The organism is Bacillus sp. Nf3 (assembly GCF_003028545.1).
Classification (GTDB): Bacteria; Bacillota; Bacilli; order Bacillales; family Bacillaceae; genus Bacillus; species Bacillus safensis.
The window spans coordinates 209,368-230,228 of record NZ_PYUA01000003.1 but is presented as its reverse complement, the minus strand read 5'-3'; the positions used below and the strand labels follow the sequence as shown (position 1 = coordinate 230,228).

Here is a 20,861-nt window from a genome sequence, read left to right as displayed (position 1 = left end):
TAAAATATATGTTTTCATGAATAAAGTTAGAAGGTTAATTCAACAATAAAATAAATCATGCAGTTTGTGAAGGAGGGAATATAGATGCGACTATTTTTAACATTATTCATGATTCAAACGATTATTCTGTTAGGCGCTTGCCAGCAGCAGGAAAAGCCAGAGGCGCTGGACAAGCAAGATGGACGCCAGCACTTAGTACGGGTATCAGACTCATCGAAGAAAAAGACAAATCAAGCCCGCCCATCCACAGATGTTGCGCAGCATCTTGTCAATGTGACAGAGCACGTAGCAGATGTCAATGATGCAACGGCAATCGTCATCGGACGCTATGCTGTTGTTGGTATTGATGTAAAAGATGATTTAGATAGAAGTAAAGTAGAAACCATTAAATATTCAGTTGCAAAAGCGCTGAGAAATGACCCGGAAGGTGCAAATGCTGTTGTGGTTGCTGATCCGGATACAGTCAGCCGTTTAAAAGAAATGGGCAAAGAAATTCAAGCAGGCCGTCCTGTAAGCGGTATTATGGATGAACTAGCTGCCATTGTCGGCCGCGTGATGCCAGAGATGCCGAAAAATGAGATCGACCGTAACGAAAAGGATCCGACAAATGATCCGAATAATCAGCTCAAAGAACAAGATCAAAAGCAGTTAGAAAAAAATCAAAACGACCAATCAAATCATCATATGAATCAAAAGAAATGATGAGAACGGCTTATATCTCCTGTGATATAAGCCTTTTTCTACGCTGATTTTAAGTGGCTGGAAAACATGCTATAATAAATGCAATAAAGTGAGGTGAAAATGATGAGAGTGAAGTGCTCATTATGTGAAAAGCTTGAAACCATTGATGATGATACACTCGTTGCGAAACGGTTAAGAAACCGGCCAATTCATACATATATGTGCGATGACTGCCAAGAACGCATTAAAATAAAGACAGAAGCTCGCATCAAAACCGGCAGATTCTCTCTTTATCAGGATCCTGCGACAAAAGAGAAAAAGAAGAAAAAAGGAAAGAAAGAACAAAAGACATAAAAAAAGACCTGACACATGTTCAGGTCTTTTTTTACGTATTGACTGTTCCTTCTTTTTTCGCACGATGCAGCCGTATTTTATAAATAATCAAAATGGCAGCTGCCACAACAAGGCCTTCCGCTACTGGCAGGAAGATTCCTAGAAATGTGAGAAACGTGCAGCCAAAAATCAAAAACAAATAAATCACGAGCGCTTTTAAAATCGGTAAACGTCTTGCAAAGCCGAGCTTAAAAACAATAATCGCTAAAACAAGGATGGTGCCATATAGGAGCCACATCCCTGTTTGCGGATTTTCATCGACACGAAACAGCATCGCGAAAAAGGATAGATTTTCACTTACTTCCTGATCATTCAAAAAGATTCCCTCCCCTTATCTTTCAGGGTTCTATCTTTTTAATTCTTCATGGAATTAAGATAATCCTGCTAGCTTTTTCTTCTTCGCTGCTTTCTCACGTTCGTTTTTGTCTAAAATTTTCTTTCTAAGACGAATGGATTCAGGTGTAACCTCACAGTATTCGTCTTCATTCAAGTACTCAAGAGATTCCTCAAGTGACATAATACGAGGTTTTTTCATGCTAACCGTTTGATCTTTCGTCGCTGAACGTACGTTTGTTTGTTGTTTCATACGGCTTACGTTCACAACAAGGTCGTTCTCACGGTTATGCTCCCCAACAATCATGCCTTGGTATACTTCAGTACCTGGCTCAACGAAGATCACACCGCGCTCTTCAACACCTTGGATTCCGTAAGCAGTCGCTTTACCTGTTTCCATTGAAACAAGTACACCTTGACGGCGTCCGCCGACTTGACCAGACTGCATTGGCTGGTAGCTGTCAAACGTATGGTTCAAAATACCAAAACCACGAGTTAATGAAAGAAATTCAGTTGTATATCCAATTAAACCACGTGATGGCACTGTAAAGATCAGGCGAACTTGACCGTTACCATTGTTGATCATGTCAATCATTTCACCTTTTCTTGCACCCATTGATTCCATAACAGAGCCAGTATGCTCTTCTGGTACATCAATTTGAACGCGCTCAACAGGCTCACATCGAACACCATCAACTTCTTTTACAATAACTTCTGGCTTCGATACTTGTAATTCAAATCCTTCACGTCTCATATTCTCAATGAGAATGGATAAGTGAAGTTCTCCGCGTCCAGAAACAACCCAAGCATCAGGTGAATCAGTTGGGTCCACACGAAGACTGACGTCTGTTTGAAGCTGCTGCTCTAAACGCTCTTCGATTTTACGTGATGTCACGTATTTTCCTTCACGGCCTGCAAATGGGCTGTTGTTTACAACAAACGTCATTTGAAGTGTCGGCTCATCAATACGAAGGATTGGAAGTGCCTCTTGGTGTTCTACCGGACAAACCGTTTCACCTACGTTGATGTCTTCCATTCCAGATACAGCGACAAGATCTCCCGCTTTCGCTTCGTTGATTTCCACTCGTTTTAACCCTTGGAAACCAAAGATCTTTGTTACACGGAATTGTTTCACAGTGCCGTCGACTTTCATCAAGGCTACCTGCTGTCCTACTTGCATTGTTCCTCTGAATACACGGCCAATTCCAATTCTGCCAACATAATCATTGTAATCAAGTAGCGCCACTTGGAATTGAAGCGGCTCTTCATGGTTATCAACCGGGCAAGGAATATGGTTCACAATAGCTTCAAACAAAGATTCCATGTTTTCATCTTGTTTGCTCGCATCGTTACTTGCTGTACCATTGATTGCTGATGCATAGACAACTGGGAACTCAAGCTGTTCTTCTGTTGCATCCAATTCAATGAACAAGTCAATCACTTCATCGACTACTTCAGCCGGACGAGCAAAGTCGCGGTCAATTTTATTGACGACAACGATTGGTGTTAAGTTTTGCTCAAGTGCTTTTTTCAGCACAAAGCGTGTTTGAGGCATACAGCCTTCATAAGCATCCACAACGAGGAGTACACCATCTACCATTTTCATGATACGCTCAACTTCACCACCGAAATCGGCGTGTCCTGGTGTATCTAAAATATTAATGCGTGTATCTTTATAATTTATCGCAGTATTTTTAGCTAAAATCGTAATACCGCGCTCTCGCTCTAAATCATTTGAATCCATGGCTCTCTCAGCGATATTTTCATTCGCACGGAAAGTACCAGCTTGATGGAGCAATTGGTCAACAAGCGTCGTTTTACCATGGTCAACGTGGGCAATAATTGCGATGTTGCGAAGGTCTTTTCGAAGTTTCACATTTTCATCTCCTAAAATAATTAGATAACTTTCATATTATATCACAATCCCCTTTAAATGCCGATCGTTTTTCTGTAAACTTATATTAACTCTAAAAAAAGGGATGGGGACATTATGAAACAAATCAAATGGCTTCTATTATTATGTGCATTACTTGCAGTTGTCAGTATGGCGTTTATTGGGGTAACTCTTGCAGAAAAAAACATACTGGGCATATGTCTAAGCATTGTATTCGCCATGATTTTCATGGGTACAGGATTTACATTAAAAAGAAAATTAAACGTGCAATCATAAAATTAGGTAAAAGCCTTTTACATTCTATATGTAGAAGGCTTTTTATTTTGAGTAAAAACAAGACAAATCACCTATGAAAGCTTGCGTCACATACAAAAACATCTATTGAGAATTGACAAAAGTAAGCAATCTGAACCTCTCCATAATTCGACAAGAACTTTTATAGTTCTCCAAAATCAAACAGAAAGTTACAATTTTCCTATTCTTCCACAAAGTTTCTCATGGTATGCTGTTCTTGCAACAAAATTTAACAGAAAAGGGAGAGAAAAGAAGCATGAAGAAGTTTTTGAGCAAATCGCTCAGCTCTGTTGTATTTTTCGCTTTAGCTATTATTCTTACTTTCACAACAGTAGCTCCTGGGCAAGCAAGCGCTGCAACTTTCAAAGGCATTCCTTTTGAACAGCAGCAAATCATTAAAGAATTATTGGAGAAAAACGAGCGTGTCATCAACATTCTCATCAATTCATTTGTTGAGGAAGACAACAACTACACATTTGATGTGAAAAAAGCTGTTGAGCTCGGACTAACTGAAGAAGAAGCGGCGACTGCTGAGAAATTCTTAGATCGCGCAGCTGTTCTTACAATCGTTTTCAGTGAAAGCATCACTAAAAACGAAAAAGGTAAATTGGTTTTTGATGCAGCAAAAGCTGTTGAACTTGGTCTTACAAAAGAAGAAGCGGCTAAATTCGAAAAGCTTTTCAAATCAGTGATCAGAATTGCTGATCTTGCTGGTGATGCCCTTGTTCTAGACAAAAAAGGAAACGTTGTGATTGATTCAAAAATCGCAAAAGGTCTTGGATTCAGCTCTACTGAATTACTTGTTTTCAACCAAATGCTTAAGAAAATTCCTCAAGAGCAATTAAAAACGTTTTATGATGCAGTTCAAATTGCGAAAGAAAAATTAAGCTAAGCTCAGAAAAACCCCCACCTGGTTTATCCAGATGGGGGTTTTTTATTTCAGCCAATAAAGAATGATCATCATGGCGTATCCTATACCAAATGCGATACTTGCTCGATATAACAGCTTGCCATAGTAGCGCTTTTCAAATTTTCTTCTTTCTTCCTTTTCATCTATATATGGCATGAGATCAGAAGTTTGTATAAGGGTTATTGGCTCTTTCATTTCGTGATAAAGGTGTTGGCAGCTCTCGCAGGATTGTAAGTGCTCTGCAACAATTTTATTTGTTTCTGCACTTGTGTCTCCCTCTATATAAAGTGGTAACAATTCTTCAATCAAATAACAGCTCATTTATTGAACTCCTCACAATGTAGCATTCGCTTCAGCTCTAATCTGGCTCGATGAAGGGTTGTTTTGACTTTAGATAAAGTCCAATTTAAAATTTCAGCTACTTCTTCATATGACAATTCTTGAATATCTCTTAAAATGAGGACCTCCCGGTAGGAATCCTTCAGCTGATAAATATGATGCCACAGCCTTTCTATATCAGCTTGTTTTTCAATGTGATCTTCTGGTGTCGTGAACGACTGCTGCTCTAAGAAATCCATTTCCTCTACGTTCGTAAAAGTCCATTTTACTTTTCGGCGATAATCATTCACAAATGTGTGATACGCAATGGTATAAAGCCATGTTTTTATACTTGAATGTCCCTTAAAGGAGGACAACCCATGCAGAGCCTTCATAAATACGTCCTGCGCAAGGTCCTTGGCCGTTTCCATATTTCCCGTCCGGCGATATAAATATTTGGTGATTTCCTGAAAATATTCTTCATAGATTTTTTCAATTTGGTCGGCTGGTCTGGACATCAAAAATAAAACCACACAGTCATCCAAATCGATAAAACGATAAAAAAGAAGTATAACGAGTAAATAAACCCTTTCATACGTTTTAACTCGTCATAGTCATTATGGCTTTCCATCGGCGCTGAAGACTGCTTTCTTCCCGCGGCCACATGCTGAAATTGCTGTTCGTGTGCCTTCATCCAGCTAGCTGCCTCGCCTCCCAGATCCCCTTCTTGATACAGTTCATATAAGTCTTGAAAGATGGCTTGTTTTTCTTTATCTGTCAAAACGATGCACCTCTTTTGTTCGTCCATTCACTTCATAGATTTTATGCTCATTTGATCCGAAGGTTTGTATGATGACAAGCCATGAAATGTCGATATTCCCTTCTTTGTCGATCATCTTCACAGGTTTTATTTGTTTTTTATAGATCCTATATGGTTTAAACCTTTTAAGTACTTGCTGATAGACGTCCTCCCGATCTTGATTAGATACTGCGTGCGGGATAGAAGAAGCTGATTGCGATTGCACTCTCAACTCAATTCCATCATCCCCTTTAAACAGATTGACGACATGAGAGGAGTGATTAAATGTAAATTGTTTGTTTTCACTAGTGCCTGTTTCTTTTCTTATGTCTTTTGGCTTTTTCCCTATGATCTTTAACAAATCTTCATCGCTGATGTTCCCTTTTTTCTGTTGAAGAATCGCTTTTGACAGCTTAAAGCTGATGACTTTTTTTGTTGAGCCATTAAACAGAAACTCCGATTGATCTTTAGTTGTGACCCTCACTTCATGCTGCCAATCAAAATAAAATTCATCAATGCCTGTGATTTGATAAGCTGGCGGCTTGAGGTTTAAATGTTTATAAATACTGTTGATCCTGTTTTTTATCTCCGTTTCTGTTAAATGGATTCCGTCAATATCCTTTAATTGAAAGATGGCGTTTACGTATTGCGCTTGTCGAATCGTCCCTTTTTTCCAGGTGGCAGACGCTAAACTGTCCTCTTCATTCTGAGACATTTTTGGCAGAAGAAGAACGTCCGTTTCTCCGCCCTCTTTTTGTACAGTCAATTGAATGCGATTGAGATCTATTGACCTTCCGCTTCTTTCGAAAAATTCAATGGTCTTTTGCCTATATTCTTTATCGGTCAGTTCCTTTCCCTCTACACGACCTCGATAAGAATATTCGCTTAATTCACCTGTAAACGGAGAAATATTCACTTCATACTGATCATCTGCAAACACGTAATGATAAGGGATAGGCTGATGACTAGCATTTAAATACAGCGATTGATTCTCCGGTACAAACTTTGAAGCGAATGCTTTTGCACTTGCTGCTGATAAAGGGCGATATTCTTCCGAGAAAGTATCTACCAGTTCCGTTTTGGTGAATTGGAACATGGTATGAGGGATATTGATAATCGGATTGAGTAATAGCAGAAAAAAGACAGCTATACAACCAGCGCCCCACTGCCTTAATCTCACCTTGTCCCGTAGTAAAGCAGATAACAAATAAATCGTCATAAAGCTTCCTGCTGCTGCAGCTAAAATGACAATCGATTTAAATGTAGATTGAAGTTCATACTTCGAAATAGAAGGATAAAATATATAAAGCAAGGCTGCGAAAATTAGGCCATAGAACAACAGCAATTCCTTCCACTTCCAGTGCCAAAACAAGCGAAAGAAAAGATGCAGTACTAAAGCAGCAAAGCCAGCCATAACCAAAATGGTGATCAGATCTCTCCATACTAGCCCCATATCACCGCTAAGAAAGAACTTTTTGCTTTCAGCAAACACAATAAACACAGTTTGACATAAAGGCAGAAGTAATACAGATAAATCAAAAGCAAAAAACATGCCTTTATTTTTTAAATAAGGAAGAGTAATCACATAGTATAGTGATGCGAGCAAAACATACCCATAGATGAGAAATTGCATGAAATCTGTCAGCACTTCAAATGTTTCGATCGTATACTGTCTAGCTAGGACTTGGTGGATCATTTCAACTGTCATTCCGCCAAGCAGAACAACTCTTAATACGATTCCAGCATAAAATACATAACCACTCTTCTTTTCTTTCCATAGCGGAAGTGTCATGAAAAGAACAAATAGTCCAAGTACACACCATTGAATGATGCGGATACTATACTCATTTAAAATAAAATACCTTTCAAAATGGAGCGATAAATCACTAAACAAATCCAACATTGATACACAATCCTTTACATAAAATTAAGGCCTCATTCATATAGACATTCGCCTTACCAAAAAGTTTCAGGAAAAACAAAAAATCACTTCATTCTCATGAAGTGATTCTGTTTATTTTTTATTTCCGCTTCCTTTTATGTAATCATGCAAGATTTTTTCACAAATGGATCGATTTCCGGCGACTATGCTGTTTTTATCTAGGAACGTAAGACGTTCTCCGTGAATATTTGAGTAAACAGCCCCTACTTCATCAAGCAGTACGCAGCCCGCTGCATAATCCCATGGCGCAAGCCTTAACGTGACATATGCGTCACTTCTGCCGCTTGCAATATAAGCAAGCTCAAGGGCAGCGGATCCAATCGTTCGTGTCCCTCTCACATCACGCACAAGACGGGCAAATGGTTTGGCGTCAAAATAAGGGCTTTCGATCGCCCATGTCGGATTAATACCCACAATGGCTTTTTCAACCTCCACATCTTTTAATCGAGGGAGCAGGGTATCGTTCATATAAGCTCCTTCTCCTTTGATGGCATGGTAGAGCTCGTCATGAATGACGTCATAAATAAGACCGATTTTCCCAACACCATTTTCAAATATCCCGATTGAAATGGCAAAGTTGCGTTTTTGATGGACAAAGTTCATTGTGCCATCGATCGGATCAATGATCCACACAATTCCATCGAGTGAGGTCACCTCTTCCCCTTGTCCCTCTTCTCCTAAAATGTGATGGTCTGAAAATGTCGACTGTATTTTTTCAATAAAAAAACGCTCTGTTTCTTTATCGATATTCGTGACAAGATCATTTGGATTTGATTTTGTTTCAATTGATAGACCTTCCTGCATGGACGCTTTAATACGGCTCCCTGCTTCTTTTACCCAGAGCTTTGCAAGACGGTCAATTTCCACCCAGTTTGTCATCAGATTGTAAACCTCTTTTCTATGTAGGACCTATTTGTAATAGCATACTGATATTATGTACGTAAAAGCAAGAAAAAAGCAGCTTCATACAAAAACGAACCGATGAATTGGTTCGTTTTTACCTCACGCTGTTTTACCCTTGAAGCTGCTCCCATTCTTTTCTTAGGCGCTCAAGCTTTCGTTTGCTGCGTTCGATTTGGATGTCATCTTTATGCTCGATGGCTTCATGAAGCGTAGAAAGCTCATAATCAACCTCTAATCTCCACACAGCGATGCGATTCTTCTTCTCCTGCCTATACCCCTGCTTCACGATTTGCTTCATTGGTCAACGCCCCTTCCAGAGAATGATTCATTCCTTGTCAGTTTTCATTGATAAAAAATTCAATCGATAAGAGAAATGGTTCTTGCTTATATCGTATGAAGCGATCGCATAACCGCAACGACATTCTGAAAATTGTGTCTTTACCTATTTATGATGTACCACAAAATGAAAGGTTTTAAACGCTGCACAACGTCCTTTACATTCTTTGATCTGACGGTGCATCTTTTTTTGAGCTTGACCCAAGCTATGATAAAATATGATCAGCGAAAAGATACAGGAGGCATAACATGAGTGAAATGCGTTTTAGAGATGAAGATTTTGAAACATTCACAGTTGATGGTTTAGATGAACGAATGACTGTATTAAAAGAAAGAGTCCGTCCAAAGCTTGAAGCACTTGGCGAACATTTTGCACCACTTCTTTCTTCTATTACAGGAGACGAAATGTTTGTACACGTCGCAAAGCATGCTAGAAGATCTGTTAACCCGCCAAATGATACGTGGGTTGCTTTTGCAAACAGTAAGCGCGGATATAAAAAACTCCCTCATTTTCAAATTGGGCTTTGGAAAACACATGTCTTTGTCTGGTTTGCACTCATTTATGAATCTCCAGTAAAAGGTGAGTACGGCCAGCTATTTGAAAAGGAGCTAGACACCATCCAGCAGAAAATACCGCAAGATTTTGTTTGGTCTAAAGATCATATGAAACCAGATGTCATGCGTCACAGCGAACTAAATTCCGAACAGCTGAAAACGCTGTTTGAACGTGTTCAAACAGTCAAGAAAGCCGAGCTTCTTTGCGGCATTCAGCTGCCTAGAGAAGAAGTCGTGCAAATGAATAATGAAGAATTCCTCTCGAAAATCGAAAATGCCTTCCGCACGCTGACGTATCTATACCGTTTTACACAGAAAGAATCTGTATAAAAAAACGAGCCTATATAGGCTCGTTTTTTACATACGTATAATAGCAGTCTCTTCTGCCTCTCTTGCGGTTTTTACTGCATGATAGGGGGAATACCCGCTTCCCTTTTCAAACGCCGCACAATGCGTTTTTTCCTCTGCTTTTGATGGCACAACCTCTTTAAATCGTTTATATGCGTCTAATAACTCCTGCTTCGCAATTCCTTTTTCGTAGGCTTTTTCAACAGCCTGAAAAAATGAAATGACCGCAATCTTTTCCTCTGTCGTCCAGTCGACATCCATTGGATATTGATATTCCATTTACTTGTCCCTCACTTTAATACTCATTCTGATTTGAACTTTTATTATAGCATCTGTTTGATCAGAAACCGATTGATTTTATGCTTTACATTCCGATCAGTTCATAATATAATTCTTTTGTTTTATGCAATGAAATCTGCTGTAATTGGCACAATAATAGCAGGTATTTCGATGAAGGTGGGAAAGCAATTGTCACAACATGATACACCCTTATACACTGGACTAAAAAAACACGCAGCAACCAATCCAGTCCAATTTCACATTCCAGGCCATAAAAAAGGAGCCGGAATGGATCCTGAATTTAGAGCATTCATTGGCGACAATGCATTAAGCATTGACCTCATTAATATAGAACCTCTCGATGATTTACATTCACCTCGAGGGATGATAAAAGAAGCACAGGAGCTTGCTGCTGAAGCCTTCGGTGCTGATCATACGTTTTTCTCTATTCAAGGAACAAGCGGCGCCATCATGACAATGGTGATGACAGTATGCGGACCTGGAGATAAAATTATCGTTCCTCGTAACGTTCATAAATCAATTATGTCCGCGATTGTATTTTCTGGCGCCATTCCTGTTTTTATTCACCCAGAAATAGACAAAGAGCTTGGCATCTCTCACGGTATTACACCTGAATCAGCCAAAAAGGCGCTCACTGAGCATCCAGATGCGAAAGGTTTACTTGTCATTAATCCAACGTATTTTGGTATTTCAGCAGACTTAAAATCAATCGTAGACATTGCCCATTCATTTGATGTGCCTGTCCTTGTCGATGAAGCACACGGTGTGCATATTCATTTTCATGATGAGCTTCCCCTCTCTGCGATGCAGGCAGGTGCCGACATGGCAGCAACAAGTGTCCATAAACTCGGCGGCTCTCTTACGCAAAGCTCTATTTTAAATATGAAGGAAGGGCTTGTTTCAAAAGACCGAGTGCAATCGATTTTGAGTATGCTGACGACAACATCCACTTCTTATTTGCTCTTAGCGTCACTTGATGTCGCTCGAAAACGATTAGCCACTGAAGGAAAGGCACTTGCAGACGAAGCCATTCGTTTGGCTGAATCAGCGAGAGACCGCTTGAATCAAATTGACGGCATTAGCTGCATCGGCAAGGAAATACTCGGTTCAGCTTCTACTTACGATTATGACCCAACGAAATTAATTATCTCCATTAAAGACCTTGGGTTAAACGGACATGATGTCGAAAAATGGCTGAGAGAAAGCTATCGAATTGAAGTAGAGCTCTCTGACCTTTACAATATCTTATGTATCGTAACCCCTGGCGATTCAGATGAGACAATTGATACGCTCGTGACGGCGATGCAGGAAATTGCCGCAGCCTCTACTCGTGACGGCGGCAAGCAAGCGGTAACAGAGGTACTGCTGCCTGATATCCCATCGCTTGCTATGACGCCGCGTGACGCCTTTTATGCCACAACAGAAGTCGTTCCTTTTAAGGAAGCAGTCGGCCGCATCACAGCAGAGTTTGTGATGGTGTATCCGCCAGGAATTCCAATTTTTATACCAGGTGAAATTATCACAGAAGAAAATATATCGTATATCTTTAAAAATATTGAAATTGGCCTCCCTGTCCAAGGACCTGAAGATTCAACGCTTGAAATGATCCGTGTGATTAAGGAACAAAAACCAATTTTATAAAAAAGAAACATGCAGCCCCAAATGGAGCTGCATGCTTTTTTTATTTATTCAGAGGCTTCATCACAGCAATGACAGTGACCGCACGTTCCGTATAGCGTTGTCACTTTTTCATTTTCAAATTGATCAATGGTTTCATTGCAATCTTGACAAATAATTGTACCCACGTACATTCCCCTTTTCTTCATTCATAGTTTGAAAGCGTTTGATCTATTTCTTATCTCTATAATATGATGTCACATTTAAGTTGTCAACGGTTAATTGTATGACACATTTAATCATTTTTTATAAATATGTGCTTTTTTCTCATCATATTGTGGGAACGTTTCAATTGTATTTTGCTTCATATCAATTCTGTAACAATTGAGTAACAATCGAAAATTGTCAAAAGGGACATGATACACTAGAGTGACTAACAGGGAACAAGCTCCTAAAAATGTTGGGACAACCCCAAATGATTTTGAGGTGAATAGATTGAATTTTATGAGGACACTTCTCATTATATTCCCCATGCTCTTTGTACTTAGTTCATGCTCATTTGCGTATATCATACCGACTCAGACCGACCAAGTCAGTCATATTCAAAAACCGAGAATTCTCTTTTTTACTGATGCAGAAAACCTTGATAAAGAAAGCCCTTATTATGATGCAGTCCTCGATTTAAAAAATGAATACCCTAAGGAAATGTCAAAAATGATTGTGAAAGAAGATCGTAAAGGCTGGAAAAATGAAGTGGACGAATTACCGGCTATTTTACTTGTCAATGATGAAAAAGTGATCGTGAAGGTGGAAGGAAACGTCCGCAGTAAACAGGAGATCTTATCGCCCTTATGCCATGCTTTAGACCGCGTCAATACAAACTAATGATATTTTCCTTGCACTTATATATAACCATATGAAAAAACCCCTCACCTCATGAGGGGTTTTTCATATGGTGTTCAGGGCGCAAAAAAACCCTCTCCAGCAAGGAGAGGGTTTCATAGGTTCATTATTTTACGATGTGGATTGGGCTTCCGATTGCTACTTCAGCCGTTTCCATTGTAATTTCACCTAATGTTGGGTGAGCGTGAATTGTCATAGCGATGTCTTCAGCAGTCACTCCAGCTTCGATTGCAAGGCTAAGCTCTGAAATCATATCAGAAGCGCCAACACCTGCGATTTGTGCACCGATAACTAGACCATCCTCTTTACGAGTGATCATTTTCATGAAGCCATCAGTTGCATCAAGAGAAAGTGCACGTCCGTTCGCTGCGAATGGGAATTTCGCTGCAACGATTTCGATTCCTTCTGCTTTTGCTTCTGCTTCAGTGTATCCAACAGTTGCAAGTTCTGGCTCAGAGAATACAACAGCAGGAATACCAAGGTAATCAATTTCAGCTGGCTCTCCAGCGATTGCTTCAGCTGCAATTTTACCTTCGTAAGAAGCTTTATGTGCAAGTGGTGGTCCATCAACGATGTCACCGATTGCATAGATGTTAGATACGCTTGTACGGCATTGTTTGTCTGTTTTGACAACTCCGCGGTCAGTCAATTCAACACCAACTTGCTCAAGACCAAGCTCATCAGTGTTTGGACGACGACCAACAGTCACAAGTACGTAATCAGCATCAACTGTTTTTTCTTCACCTTTTACTTCGAATGTAACAGTGACACCATCAGATTTTTCTTCAACGCCTTTTGCAAGAGCGTTTGTATGGATTTCAACGTTTCCTTTTTTCTTCAGGTTACGTTTAACCAATGAGCTCATTTGCTTTTCGAAACCTGGAAGGATTTCGTCTCCACCTTCAAGGATCACAACTTCTGTTCCAAAGTTTGCATAAGCAGTACCAAGCTCAGTACCGATGTATCCACCACCGATGACAACTAACTTTTTAGGTACTTCTTTAAGCGCTAAAGCACCAGTTGAGTTGATCACGCGGTCTGTGTATTTAAAAGTAGGCAATTCGATTGGACGAGATCCAGTAGCAAGAATTGCATTTTTGAAAGTGTAAGTCTGTGCTGAATTTTCATCCATTACACGTACAGAGTTGCTGTCTACGAAATAAGCTTCACCTTTAACGATGTCTACTTTATTTCCTTTAAGAAGACCTTGAACTCCACCTGTTAATTTGTTTACAACAGAAGCTTTCCACTCTTGAACTTTTGTGAAATCAACTGTTACGTTTTCAGCTTTGATACCCATGTCTTCAGAATGCTTAGCATTTTCGAAACGATGGCCAGCATTGATTAATGCTTTTGAAGGAATACAACCAACGTTTAGACATACACCGCCAAGTGTTCCTTTTTCAACGATTGTTACTTTTTGTCCAAGCTGTGCAGCACGAATAGCAGCTACATATCCACCAGGACCTGCACCGATGACAAGAGTATCTGTTTCGATTGGGAAATCTCCTACTACCATGACATTACGCCTCCATTAAAATTAATTGTGGATCATTCAATAAACGCTTGATGTGGTTAAGGGCATTTTGCGCAGTAGCTCCGTCAATCATACGGTGGTCAAAGCTTAGGGAAAGAGCTAAGACTGGAGCTGCAACGATTTCGCCATCACGAACAACCGCTTTTTCAGCGATACGGCCAATACCAAGGATCGCTACTTCTGGGTGGTTGATGACTGGAGTAAACCATTGTCCACCAGCAGAACCGATGTTTGTGATTGTGCAAGATGCACCTTTCATTTCAGCTGGAGCCAATTTACCATCACGTGCTTTTGTTGCAAGCTCGTTGATTTCGTTAGACACTTCGAAAATTGCTTTGCGATCTGCATTTTTCACAACTGGAACGAGCAAGCCTTTTTCAGTATCAGCTGCAATTCCGATGTTGTAGTAATGCTTTTGAACAACTTCATCCGTTTTATCATCGATAGAAGTGTTAAGTACTGGGTACTTTTTCAAAGCAGAAGTTAGAGCTTTTACAACGTAAGGCAAGTAAGTTAACTTGATTCCTTGATCAGCTGCAACTTGTTTGAATTGTTTACGATGAGCAACAAGGTTTGTTACATCAACTTCATCCATTAATGTTACGTGAGGAGCTGTATGCTTAGAGTTCACCATTGCTTTCGCGATTGCTTTGCGGATTCCGCTCATTTTCTCGCGAGTTTCTGGGAATTCTCCTTCAAGAACTGGAGCTGCTGCCGCTTTAGGAGCTGCTTCTTCTTTCACACTTTCAGCTGCTTGAGGTGCTGCTTCTTGAGCTGCAGAACCACCATTAACGAAGCTGTCGATATCTTCTTTTAAGACACGTCCGTTTTTACCAGAACCTGCAACTTTGTAAATTTCAACGCCTTTTTCACGAGCATATTTACGTACAGATGGCATAGCGATCACGCGTTTGTTTGGATCAGCATCTACTTGCTCTTGTGCGCCTGCACCAGTTGCTGCTGCCGCTTCTTCTTGTGCTACTTCTTTCTTCTCTGGCTCGTTACCAGCTTCAGCAGTACCTTGTACTTGAGCTTCAGTTTTTGCTTCGCCTTCTTCTTCGCTGCCTTTAAATTGAAGATTTTCGTAACCAGGTGCATCAAACGTAATGATTGTTTGTCCTACAGTTGCAACTGTTCCCTCTTCAACTTTTAATTCTAATACTTTTCCTTTAACAGGTGAAGGAATTTCTACAACTGCTTTATCATTTTGTACCTCTGCTAAAACGTCATCTTCATTGATTTCGTCGTTTGGTTTAACAAACCACTTAACGATCTCACCTTCGTGGATACCTTCTCCGATGTCCGGAAGTTTAAATTCAAATGCCACTGTTTTTCGCCTCCTAGATTTTGTTGAACCCTTGTTGTGTATGTTTACACGGTCATGTAATTGATAAAGGGGAAGAGAAATAAATTCTTTTCCCCTCTGTCATTTAATTAAAATTCAAGAACTTTTTTCGCTGTTTCAAGTACATCTTTATGGTTTGGAAGCCATACGCTCTCAGCTTGAGAGAAAGCAAATACAGTATCAGGTGCAGCTACACGAAGTACTGGTGCTTCCAGGCTAAGGATCGCTCTGTCATTGATTTCAGCTACTACGTTTGCAGCAATACCAGCTTGTTTTTGTGCTTCTTGAACAACGATCGCACGGCCTGTTTTTTCAACAGAAGCGATGATTGTTTCAATATCAAGCGGGCTTACTGTGCGAAGGTCGATAACTTCAGCAGAAACGCCTTCTTTTTCTAGCTCTTCAGCAGCTTTTAGTGATTCGTGAACCATTGCACCGTAAGTGATGATTGAAAGGTCAGTACCTTCACGTTTCACGTCAGCTTTACCGATTTCAATTGTGTACTCTTCTTCAGGAACTTCCTGACGGAAAGAACGATAAAGTTTCATATGCTCAAGGAACACTACAGGATCGTTGTCACGAATTGCAGAAATTAAAAGTCCTTTTGCATCATAAGGTGTTGAAGGAATGACAACCTTGATACCAGGCTGTTGTGCGATAAGACCTTCTAAGCTGTCAGCGTGAAGCTCAGGTGTGTGAACTCCCCCACCGAATGGAGAACGGATTGTCACTGGAGAATGCCAGCGTCCGCCAGAACGGTAACGCATACGAGCCATTTGTCCAGAAACAGAATCTAATACTTCGTAAACGAATCCGAAGAATTGAATTTCCATTACTGGGCGGAATTCTTGTAGTCCAAGGCCAATTGCAAGACCGCCAATACCAGATTCAGCAAGTGGAGTATCGAATACACGATCCTCACCAAACTCTTTTTGCAATCCTTCAGTCGCACGGAATACGCCGCCGTTTTTACCAACGTCTTCTCCGAAAACGAGAACGTTTTCGTCATTTTTCAGTTCTGTGCGTAACGCATCAGTGATCGCTTGAATCATTGTCATTTGCGCCATGGCTTACTTCGACTCCTTCTGTTTGTAAATTTCAAGCTGTTCAACTAAGTTGAATGGTTTCACATCGTACATGTTTTCAATCAAGTCAGTGACTTTTTGCTTAGGCTGTTCGTCAGCTTCTTTGATCGCTTGTTTGATTTGTTCTTTTGCATCTTCGATCACTTTATTCTCTTCTTCTTCAGACCATAGGCCTTTGTTTTCCAAGAATTTGCGGTAGCGTACCAATGGATCTTTTTGCTCCCACTCGTTTTCATCTTCTTTTGTACGATATCTTGTTGGATCGTCACCAGCCATTGTATGTGGGCCGTAACGGAATGTAAGAGTTTCGATTAATGTTGGACCTTCACCATTTACAGCGCGCTCACGAGCTTCAGCAGTTGCTGCATAAACAGCTAATGCATCCATACCGTCAACTTGTACGCCTACGATACCAGCTGCAGCTGCTTTTTGTGCAATTGTTTGTGCAGCAGACTGCTTTTCAACAGGTGTAGAGATCGCATATCTGTTGTTTTGGACAACAAAAATCGCTGGCGCTTTGTAAGCCCCTGCAAAGTTAATACCTTCGTAGAAATCACCTTGTGAAGCTCCACCGTCACCAGTGTAAGTGATTGCAACAGCTTTTTTACCGCGTTTTTTCAAACCAAGAGCTACACCAGCAGCTTGAATGATTTGTGCACCGATAATGATTTGCGGTGAAAGTGCATTCACATCTTCAGGCATTTGGTTACCAACAAAGTGTCCGCGAGAGAACAAGAATGCTTTTGTTAGCGGAAGACCATGCCAGATTAATTGTGGTACATCACGATATCCTGGAAGAATGAAATCTTCTTTCTCAAGTGCAAAGTGAGTTGCAAGCTGAGAAGCCTCTTGTCCAGCTGTTGGCGCATAGAAGCCAAGACGTCCTTGACGGTTCAATGAAATTGAACGTTGATCTAATACACGTGTAAACACCATACGGCGCATTAATTCTTTTAATTGGTCATCTGAAAGATCCGGCATTGCCGCTTCGTTTACGACTTCGCCTTTTTCGTTTAAAATTTGAAACGTTTCAAACTGCTTTTTGATGGCATCAAATTGCTTTTTGCTATCAACAATTGCTTTTTTTGTTTTTGCAGCCATTCTAAAGTCACCTCTTCCTTTCTTTTAACAGTCCATTTGTCGTGAATCCATTTATACATACAGATATAGGATAACCCAAAATACTCATATGACTCCTGTATATAATAGCCACTAAGATCGTTGTCGAAACATAGGTTGACCACTCTTTTTTGAGTCCTTCTAACTGTATTAACGATAGTTCACAAAAAACTAATACAACTTCTGTTAACAAGGAATAGTTTACAACAAGAAAAATAGTCCGTCAATTGATTTAACGGCTTTATTTAAATAAATGTATTCGCTTTACTTTTTATGGTGAACTGTATCAATCTGTTTAACAAACAACCTAATCTGTACTAGTATAGAGTGTACTACTGTACTACAATAGAAAATGTTTGTTTTTGTCGAAAAATAAAAAAAGAGCTGTTTTTCAGCTCTTTTTTGACTCTTGTTCTGCTGCTTCATACAAAGCCTTTTTATGATCATTCAATTGATCTGTATATCGATTGAACTTCTTACTTTCTTTTCTGACTTTGCTATATGAACGATTGACGGTCTTCAGCTTAGACTTCAGCTCTTCATATCCTAGATCCTTTTTCTTTAAAGATTGATACAAATGCTGATCTTGTTTCAGCGCCTTTTGATACTCCTTGTATAGCTGATCATATGATGCATATCGTTTCTCGATCGATTTGACTGTTTGATCTGCTTTCTCTTTTAACTCGGCATCTTGCAATCGTGCGGCAGATTCCTTTACCGTTTTCAATTCTTTTTTCGATTCATCCATGCTGTCTTTTTCTGTTTTTAAATGTTCTTCTCGTTTCGCTGCCGATGCTAACGCCTGATCAGAAAGGCTTGACACTGTTTTTGTATGGTCCTTTGTTGTTTGAATCATTTTTGTGTACAGCTTCTGTTCTTTTTTCTCATAGCTTTGCAGTGTACCTTGCTCTTTTTCAAAGGATGCTTCTTTTTCACTCATTTTCGTCATCGCATCCTGCATGTCATTGAATGGATTTTGACCTCCGCATCCTGTCAGCAAAAGGGTACATATCCCCGCCAAAGCAGCACCTGCTTTCATGCTTCTTTTCATCTGTCTCATCACAAGGTCCCCCTTTACATCTCCACATACCACTATAATTTTTATAGGCGTTTGTGACAAGGAAAGAGGTCAGTCAGATGAGGCGGAGAAGATTTTTTTCAAGCAATAGGCTCATGACTATACAAATAGTGCATTCATACATAGTTTATATTACACGCTTCGCCTTCAATTATGAGAGGCCGAGTGTATTTCCAAAGGAGGTCAAAAGTATGTCTAATTATAGTCATGGAAGTATGTATGGTGGATACGGTGGATACGGCGGTTACGGGTATGGATACGGCGGCGGCTGTTGTTACCCAAGTTATGGCGGTGGATACGGGTGCGGATACGGCGGCGGACGTACATTCGCTTTAATCGTTGTGCTTTTCATCCTATTAATCATCGTTGGCGCAGCATTCTTAGGCGGCGGTGGCTGCTGCTAAGGCGGTTTAAGCCTCTGACCGGTCTCAAAGGACCGGTCTTCTTTATTTCATTGCATATGTTGTGTATCATTTTATATACTTTACATACAAAGGAAATAGGAGTGAAGTTTTGTGATTACCATGGATGATATCGTAAGGGACGGACATCCCGTCTTAAGACAAACAGCTGAAGCGGTCGAGCTCCCGCCGACAGAAGAGGAAAAACAGCAATTAGCTGACATGATCGAATTCGTCAAAAACAGTCAAGATGCTGATATTGCTGAAAAATACGGACTAAGACCCGGCGTTGGATTAGCTGCCCCGCAGATCAATATTAGTAAACGGATGATCGCAGTTCACTGTGAGGATGAAGACGGAGAAGAATACAGCTATGCTCTGTTCAACCCGCGCATTGTCAGTCATTCAGTCAAAAGAGCTTATTTAGCTACTGGTGAAGGCTGCTTATCAGTTGATGAAGCCATCCCTGGATTTGTTCCTCGATATCAAAAAATCAGGGTCAAAGCCACAACGCTTGAAGGAGAGGACATTGATATCCGTCTAAAAGGATTCCCTGCTATTGTCTTTCAGCATGAAATTGACCATTTAAATGGCATTATGTTTTATGATCATATTCAAAAGGATCAGCCTTTCGCTGAGCCAGAAAACTCTGTTGCGATCGGCAGATCATAACATAAAAAAGAAGACCCTACATCTAAGGGTCTTCTTTTTTATTCTTCAATAAGGCCAAGATGGGTCACTGCATGGAATATGCCGTCCTCATCTACTGGCTTTGTCACAAAATCAGCCAATGCTTTCAGTTCACTCACAGCATTTCCCATCGCAACGCCTGTTCCAGCAAACGAAATCATTTCTCTATCGTTCAGTCCGTCTCCAAAGGCAATGGAATCCTTTTGATCGTAAGGAAGTCTTTCGATGACTCGTTTGATTCCTTCAGCTTTTGATCCGCCTTTTGGCAGAACATCTGTTGACAGCTCATGCCATCTGACAAGGTCAATCTCATCGTAAAATGCCTTATATTGCTCTTCCTCTTCTGCCTTACAAAATAACAGCATTTGAAAAATGTCGTTTTCTTTAAAGAAAGACAAATCGTGCTCAGGATGCTCTGTTTTTAAAGTACCGATTCCTTCATGGATAAACGGATGGTTCGGTACAGACGCCTTCATCGTTTCTTCTCCCATAAAAACAAGCGGATGATCATGACGATCCGCTGTCTCATAAATCCGCTCCATCAGCTCCTGCTTCAGCGGATTACCGTAAATAACGTCTCCCTCATACATGACATACTGACCGTTATAAGCAATGAATGAGTCAAGCCCTAATTCTTCTAAAATGGGCTGAATCAGAAAAGGAGAACGCCCAGATGCAATAAAGAGATGATGACCTTTTTCTTTTAATAAATGAACCGCTCGCTTCGTTGACTCAGGTATTTTTTTATCATGATCATATAAAGTACCATCGATATCAAAGAAGATGACTTTTTTATTCATATCTCGCCCTCCTGCCCTTTGTTATGTATATACACTCCCTTTCATCATACAGAAAGATTTCCGCTTTCGAAACCAATTCCTTTTGAAAACGCCTATTTTCCCACATATATCCATGTAACATTCATTGGAAACATCATATAATACAAGTATATAGAGAGATCGGAATACGCTGTTTAAGCTTACTTCAAACCGAAAGGAGGCGGCATGTGATGCTTCGTCGTCTGCGCAAGAAAATTCGAAGACAATGGAAGGACATGCTTCGTAAAAAATCGATTGCTTA

General features: G+C 40.2%; 25 protein-coding genes. 9 read left to right on the top strand and 16 right to left on the bottom strand.

The window, feature by feature from the left end; translation table 11 throughout:
• The first annotated feature begins 84 nt into the window (after nucleotides 1–84).
• On the top strand, nucleotides 85–702 hold the full coding sequence (locus C9414_RS10670; RefSeq protein WP_107163603.1) for a YhcN/YlaJ family sporulation lipoprotein: 618 nt from the start codon (nucleotides 85–87) through the stop codon (nucleotides 700–702).
• Nucleotides 703–804: 102 nt separating this feature from the next.
• Nucleotides 805–1,035, top strand: a complete 231-nt coding sequence (locus C9414_RS10665; RefSeq protein WP_024424769.1) for a YlaI family protein — start codon at nucleotides 805–807, stop codon at nucleotides 1,033–1,035.
• Nucleotides 1,036–1,066: 31 nt separating this feature from the next.
• On the opposite strand, the gene C9414_RS10660 is transcribed toward C9414_RS10665, so the two are convergent.
• Both C9414_RS10660 and typA read right to left on the bottom strand, forming a co-directional pair.
• On the bottom strand, nucleotides 1,067–1,348 hold the full coding sequence (locus tag C9414_RS10660) for a YlaH-like family protein (protein WP_044334035.1): 282 nt from the start codon (nucleotides 1,346–1,348) through the stop codon (nucleotides 1,067–1,069).
• 96 nt (nucleotides 1,349–1,444) lie between these two features.
• Entirely contained in the window at nucleotides 1,445–3,283 is a 1,839-nt protein-coding gene (gene typA / locus C9414_RS10655) for a translational GTPase TypA (protein WP_024424768.1), read from the bottom strand.
• Nucleotides 3,284–3,397: 114 nt separating this feature from the next.
• On the opposite strand from typA, the gene C9414_RS10650 reads away from it, so the two are divergent.
• Together C9414_RS10650 and C9414_RS10645 are read left to right on the top strand one after the other, a co-directional pair.
• A complete protein-coding gene (locus tag C9414_RS10650) occupies nucleotides 3,398–3,577 on the top strand; it encodes a DUF5325 family protein (RefSeq protein WP_024426900.1) in 180 nt (59 codons plus the stop codon).
• A gap of 274 nt (nucleotides 3,578–3,851) precedes the next feature.
• The gene (locus C9414_RS10645; protein ID WP_024424766.1) at nucleotides 3,852–4,487 is read left to right on the top strand and encodes a hypothetical protein; all 636 of its coding nucleotides are present in this window, start codon (nucleotides 3,852–3,854) and stop codon (nucleotides 4,485–4,487) included.
• Between the two features lie 42 nt (nucleotides 4,488–4,529).
• On the opposite strand, the gene C9414_RS10640 is transcribed toward C9414_RS10645, so the two are convergent.
• The 6 genes from C9414_RS10640 to C9414_RS10615 all read right to left on the bottom strand — a co-directional run bounded on the left by C9414_RS10640 (nucleotide 4,530) and on the right by C9414_RS10615 (nucleotide 8,765).
• Entirely contained in the window at nucleotides 4,530–4,826 is a 297-nt protein-coding gene (locus C9414_RS10640; RefSeq protein WP_107163602.1) for an anti-sigma factor family protein, read from the bottom strand.
• On the bottom strand, nucleotides 4,823–5,341 hold the full coding sequence (locus C9414_RS10635) for a sigma-70 family RNA polymerase sigma factor (RefSeq protein ID WP_212039786.1): 519 nt from the start codon (nucleotides 5,339–5,341) through the stop codon (nucleotides 4,823–4,825). The genes C9414_RS10640 and C9414_RS10635 overlap by 4 nt, the downstream gene beginning before the upstream one ends.
• Entirely contained in the window at nucleotides 5,341–5,604 is a 264-nt protein-coding gene (locus C9414_RS10630; RefSeq protein WP_107163600.1) for a hypothetical protein, read from the bottom strand. Before C9414_RS10630 ends, C9414_RS10635 begins: the two co-directional genes overlap by 1 nt.
• Nucleotides 5,594–7,525 (bottom strand): DMT family transporter, encoded by a 1,932-nt coding sequence (locus tag C9414_RS10625; protein ID WP_107163599.1) that lies wholly within the window; start codon nucleotides 7,523–7,525, stop codon nucleotides 5,594–5,596. The genes C9414_RS10630 and C9414_RS10625 overlap by 11 nt, the downstream gene beginning before the upstream one ends.
• A gap of 111 nt (nucleotides 7,526–7,636) precedes the next feature.
• Nucleotides 7,637–8,443 carry an inositol monophosphatase family protein gene (locus tag C9414_RS10620; RefSeq protein WP_107163598.1) on the bottom strand — a complete coding sequence of 269 codons (807 nt, stop codon included), beginning with the start codon at nucleotides 8,441–8,443 and terminating at the stop codon, nucleotides 7,637–7,639.
• A gap of 133 nt (nucleotides 8,444–8,576) precedes the next feature.
• Nucleotides 8,577–8,765 carry a hypothetical protein gene (locus C9414_RS10615; protein ID WP_039178243.1) on the bottom strand — a complete coding sequence of 63 codons (189 nt, stop codon included), beginning with the start codon at nucleotides 8,763–8,765 and terminating at the stop codon, nucleotides 8,577–8,579.
• A gap of 287 nt (nucleotides 8,766–9,052) precedes the next feature.
• Here C9414_RS10615 and C9414_RS10610 point away from each other — a divergent pair, with 287 nt between their 5' ends.
• Nucleotides 9,053–9,688 carry a DUF1054 domain-containing protein gene (locus C9414_RS10610; protein ID WP_107163597.1) on the top strand — a complete coding sequence of 212 codons (636 nt, stop codon included), beginning with the start codon at nucleotides 9,053–9,055 and terminating at the stop codon, nucleotides 9,686–9,688.
• A 27-nt stretch (nucleotides 9,689–9,715) separates the two neighbouring features.
• Here the strand turns inward: C9414_RS10610 and C9414_RS10605 are convergent, their stop codons facing one another.
• Nucleotides 9,716–9,985, bottom strand: coding sequence for a UPF0223 family protein (locus tag C9414_RS10605; protein ID WP_039178240.1), 270 nt, complete (start codon nucleotides 9,983–9,985; stop codon nucleotides 9,716–9,718).
• Nucleotides 9,986–10,174: 189 nt separating this feature from the next.
• Between C9414_RS10605 and C9414_RS10600 the strand changes: the two genes are divergently transcribed.
• Nucleotides 10,175–11,647, top strand: coding sequence for an aminotransferase class I/II-fold pyridoxal phosphate-dependent enzyme (locus tag C9414_RS10600; RefSeq protein ID WP_107163781.1), 1,473 nt, complete (start codon nucleotides 10,175–10,177; stop codon nucleotides 11,645–11,647).
• Between the two features lie 44 nt (nucleotides 11,648–11,691).
• Here C9414_RS10600 and C9414_RS10595 read toward each other — a convergent pair whose 3' ends face one another.
• Complete coding sequence (locus C9414_RS10595; RefSeq protein ID WP_003212464.1) at nucleotides 11,692–11,811, bottom strand: GapA-binding peptide SR1P; 120 nt, start codon at nucleotides 11,809–11,811, stop codon at nucleotides 11,692–11,694.
• Between the two features lie 316 nt (nucleotides 11,812–12,127).
• On the opposite strand from C9414_RS10595, the gene C9414_RS10585 reads away from it, so the two are divergent.
• The gene (locus C9414_RS10585) at nucleotides 12,128–12,508 is read left to right on the top strand and encodes a hypothetical protein (protein ID WP_224929246.1); all 381 of its coding nucleotides are present in this window, start codon (nucleotides 12,128–12,130) and stop codon (nucleotides 12,506–12,508) included.
• Between the two features lie 124 nt (nucleotides 12,509–12,632).
• Here C9414_RS10585 and lpdA read toward each other — a convergent pair whose 3' ends face one another.
• The 5 genes from lpdA to C9414_RS10560 all read right to left on the bottom strand — a co-directional run bounded on the left by lpdA (nucleotide 12,633) and on the right by C9414_RS10560 (nucleotide 18,672).
• Nucleotides 12,633–14,045 (bottom strand): dihydrolipoyl dehydrogenase, encoded by a 1,413-nt coding sequence (gene lpdA / locus C9414_RS10580; RefSeq protein ID WP_039178233.1) that lies wholly within the window; start codon nucleotides 14,043–14,045, stop codon nucleotides 12,633–12,635.
• A 4-nt stretch (nucleotides 14,046–14,049) separates the two neighbouring features.
• A complete protein-coding gene (locus tag C9414_RS10575; RefSeq protein ID WP_041084964.1) occupies nucleotides 14,050–15,390 on the bottom strand; it encodes a dihydrolipoamide acetyltransferase family protein in 1,341 nt (446 codons plus the stop codon).
• Nucleotides 15,391–15,497: 107 nt separating this feature from the next.
• Complete coding sequence (gene pdhB, locus C9414_RS10570; protein ID WP_039178226.1) at nucleotides 15,498–16,475, bottom strand: pyruvate dehydrogenase complex E1 component subunit beta; 978 nt, start codon at nucleotides 16,473–16,475, stop codon at nucleotides 15,498–15,500.
• Nucleotides 16,476–16,478: 3 nt separating this feature from the next.
• Nucleotides 16,479–17,594 carry a pyruvate dehydrogenase (acetyl-transferring) E1 component subunit alpha gene (gene pdhA, locus C9414_RS10565; protein WP_024424754.1) on the bottom strand — a complete coding sequence of 372 codons (1,116 nt, stop codon included), beginning with the start codon at nucleotides 17,592–17,594 and terminating at the stop codon, nucleotides 16,479–16,481.
• A 409-nt stretch (nucleotides 17,595–18,003) separates the two neighbouring features.
• Nucleotides 18,004–18,672 carry a YkyA family protein gene (locus C9414_RS10560; RefSeq protein WP_047203705.1) on the bottom strand — a complete coding sequence of 223 codons (669 nt, stop codon included), beginning with the start codon at nucleotides 18,670–18,672 and terminating at the stop codon, nucleotides 18,004–18,006.
• A 233-nt stretch (nucleotides 18,673–18,905) separates the two neighbouring features.
• Between C9414_RS10560 and C9414_RS10555 the strand changes: the two genes are divergently transcribed.
• Together C9414_RS10555 and def are read left to right on the top strand one after the other, a co-directional pair.
• On the top strand, nucleotides 18,906–19,094 hold the full coding sequence (locus tag C9414_RS10555) for a YjcZ family sporulation protein (protein WP_181286150.1): 189 nt from the start codon (nucleotides 18,906–18,908) through the stop codon (nucleotides 19,092–19,094).
• 111 nt (nucleotides 19,095–19,205) lie between these two features.
• Entirely contained in the window at nucleotides 19,206–19,763 is a 558-nt protein-coding gene (gene def / locus C9414_RS10550; protein WP_024424751.1) for a peptide deformylase, read from the top strand.
• Between the two features lie 38 nt (nucleotides 19,764–19,801).
• Here the strand turns inward: def and C9414_RS10545 are convergent, their stop codons facing one another.
• Nucleotides 19,802–20,581: a Cof-type HAD-IIB family hydrolase gene (locus tag C9414_RS10545; RefSeq protein WP_107163596.1), complete on the bottom strand. Its 780-nt coding sequence runs from the start codon at nucleotides 20,579–20,581 to the stop codon at nucleotides 19,802–19,804.
• Nucleotides 20,582–20,861: the final 280 nt, after the last annotated feature.

Excerpts from the sequence above, each read along its gene's own strand:
- C9414_RS10670 (WP_107163603.1), top strand. The coding sequence starts at position 85 with ATGCGACTATTTTTAACATTATTCATGATTCAAACGATTATTCTGTTA.
- C9414_RS10665 (WP_024424769.1), top strand. The coding sequence starts at position 805 with ATGAGAGTGAAGTGCTCATTATGTGAAAAGCTTGAAACCATTGATGAT.
- C9414_RS10660 (WP_044334035.1), bottom strand. The coding sequence starts at position 1,348 with ATGCTGTTTCGTGTCGATGAAAATCCGCAAACAGGGATGTGGCTCCTA.
- C9414_RS10650 (WP_024426900.1), top strand. The coding sequence starts at position 3,398 with ATGAAACAAATCAAATGGCTTCTATTATTATGTGCATTACTTGCAGTT.
- C9414_RS10645 (WP_024424766.1), top strand. The coding sequence starts at position 3,852 with ATGAAGAAGTTTTTGAGCAAATCGCTCAGCTCTGTTGTATTTTTCGCT.
- C9414_RS10640 (WP_107163602.1), bottom strand. The coding sequence starts at position 4,826 with ATGAGCTGTTATTTGATTGAAGAATTGTTACCACTTTATATAGAGGGA.
- C9414_RS10635 (WP_212039786.1), bottom strand. The coding sequence starts at position 5,341 with ATGTCCAGACCAGCCGACCAAATTGAAAAAATCTATGAAGAATATTTT.
- C9414_RS10625 (WP_107163599.1), bottom strand. The coding sequence starts at position 7,525 with ATGTTGGATTTGTTTAGTGATTTATCGCTCCATTTTGAAAGGTATTTT.
- C9414_RS10620 (WP_107163598.1), bottom strand. The coding sequence starts at position 8,443 with ATGACAAACTGGGTGGAAATTGACCGTCTTGCAAAGCTCTGGGTAAAA.
- C9414_RS10615 (WP_039178243.1), bottom strand. The coding sequence starts at position 8,765 with ATGAAGCAAATCGTGAAGCAGGGGTATAGGCAGGAGAAGAAGAATCGC.
- C9414_RS10610 (WP_107163597.1), top strand. The coding sequence starts at position 9,053 with ATGAGTGAAATGCGTTTTAGAGATGAAGATTTTGAAACATTCACAGTT.
- C9414_RS10605 (WP_039178240.1), bottom strand. The coding sequence starts at position 9,985 with ATGGAATATCAATATCCAATGGATGTCGACTGGACGACAGAGGAAAAG.
- C9414_RS10585 (WP_224929246.1), top strand. The coding sequence starts at position 12,128 with ATGAGGACACTTCTCATTATATTCCCCATGCTCTTTGTACTTAGTTCA.
- lpdA (WP_039178233.1), bottom strand. The coding sequence starts at position 14,045 with ATGGTAGTAGGAGATTTCCCAATCGAAACAGATACTCTTGTCATCGGT.
- pdhB (WP_039178226.1), bottom strand. The coding sequence starts at position 16,475 with ATGGCGCAAATGACAATGATTCAAGCGATCACTGATGCGTTACGCACA.
- pdhA (WP_024424754.1), bottom strand. The coding sequence starts at position 17,594 with ATGGCTGCAAAAACAAAAAAAGCAATTGTTGATAGCAAAAAGCAATTT.
- C9414_RS10560 (WP_047203705.1), bottom strand. The coding sequence starts at position 18,672 with ATGAGACAGATGAAAAGAAGCATGAAAGCAGGTGCTGCTTTGGCGGGG.
- C9414_RS10555 (WP_181286150.1), top strand. The coding sequence starts at position 18,906 with ATGTATGGTGGATACGGTGGATACGGCGGTTACGGGTATGGATACGGC.
- C9414_RS10545 (WP_107163596.1), bottom strand. The coding sequence starts at position 20,581 with ATGAATAAAAAAGTCATCTTCTTTGATATCGATGGTACTTTATATGAT.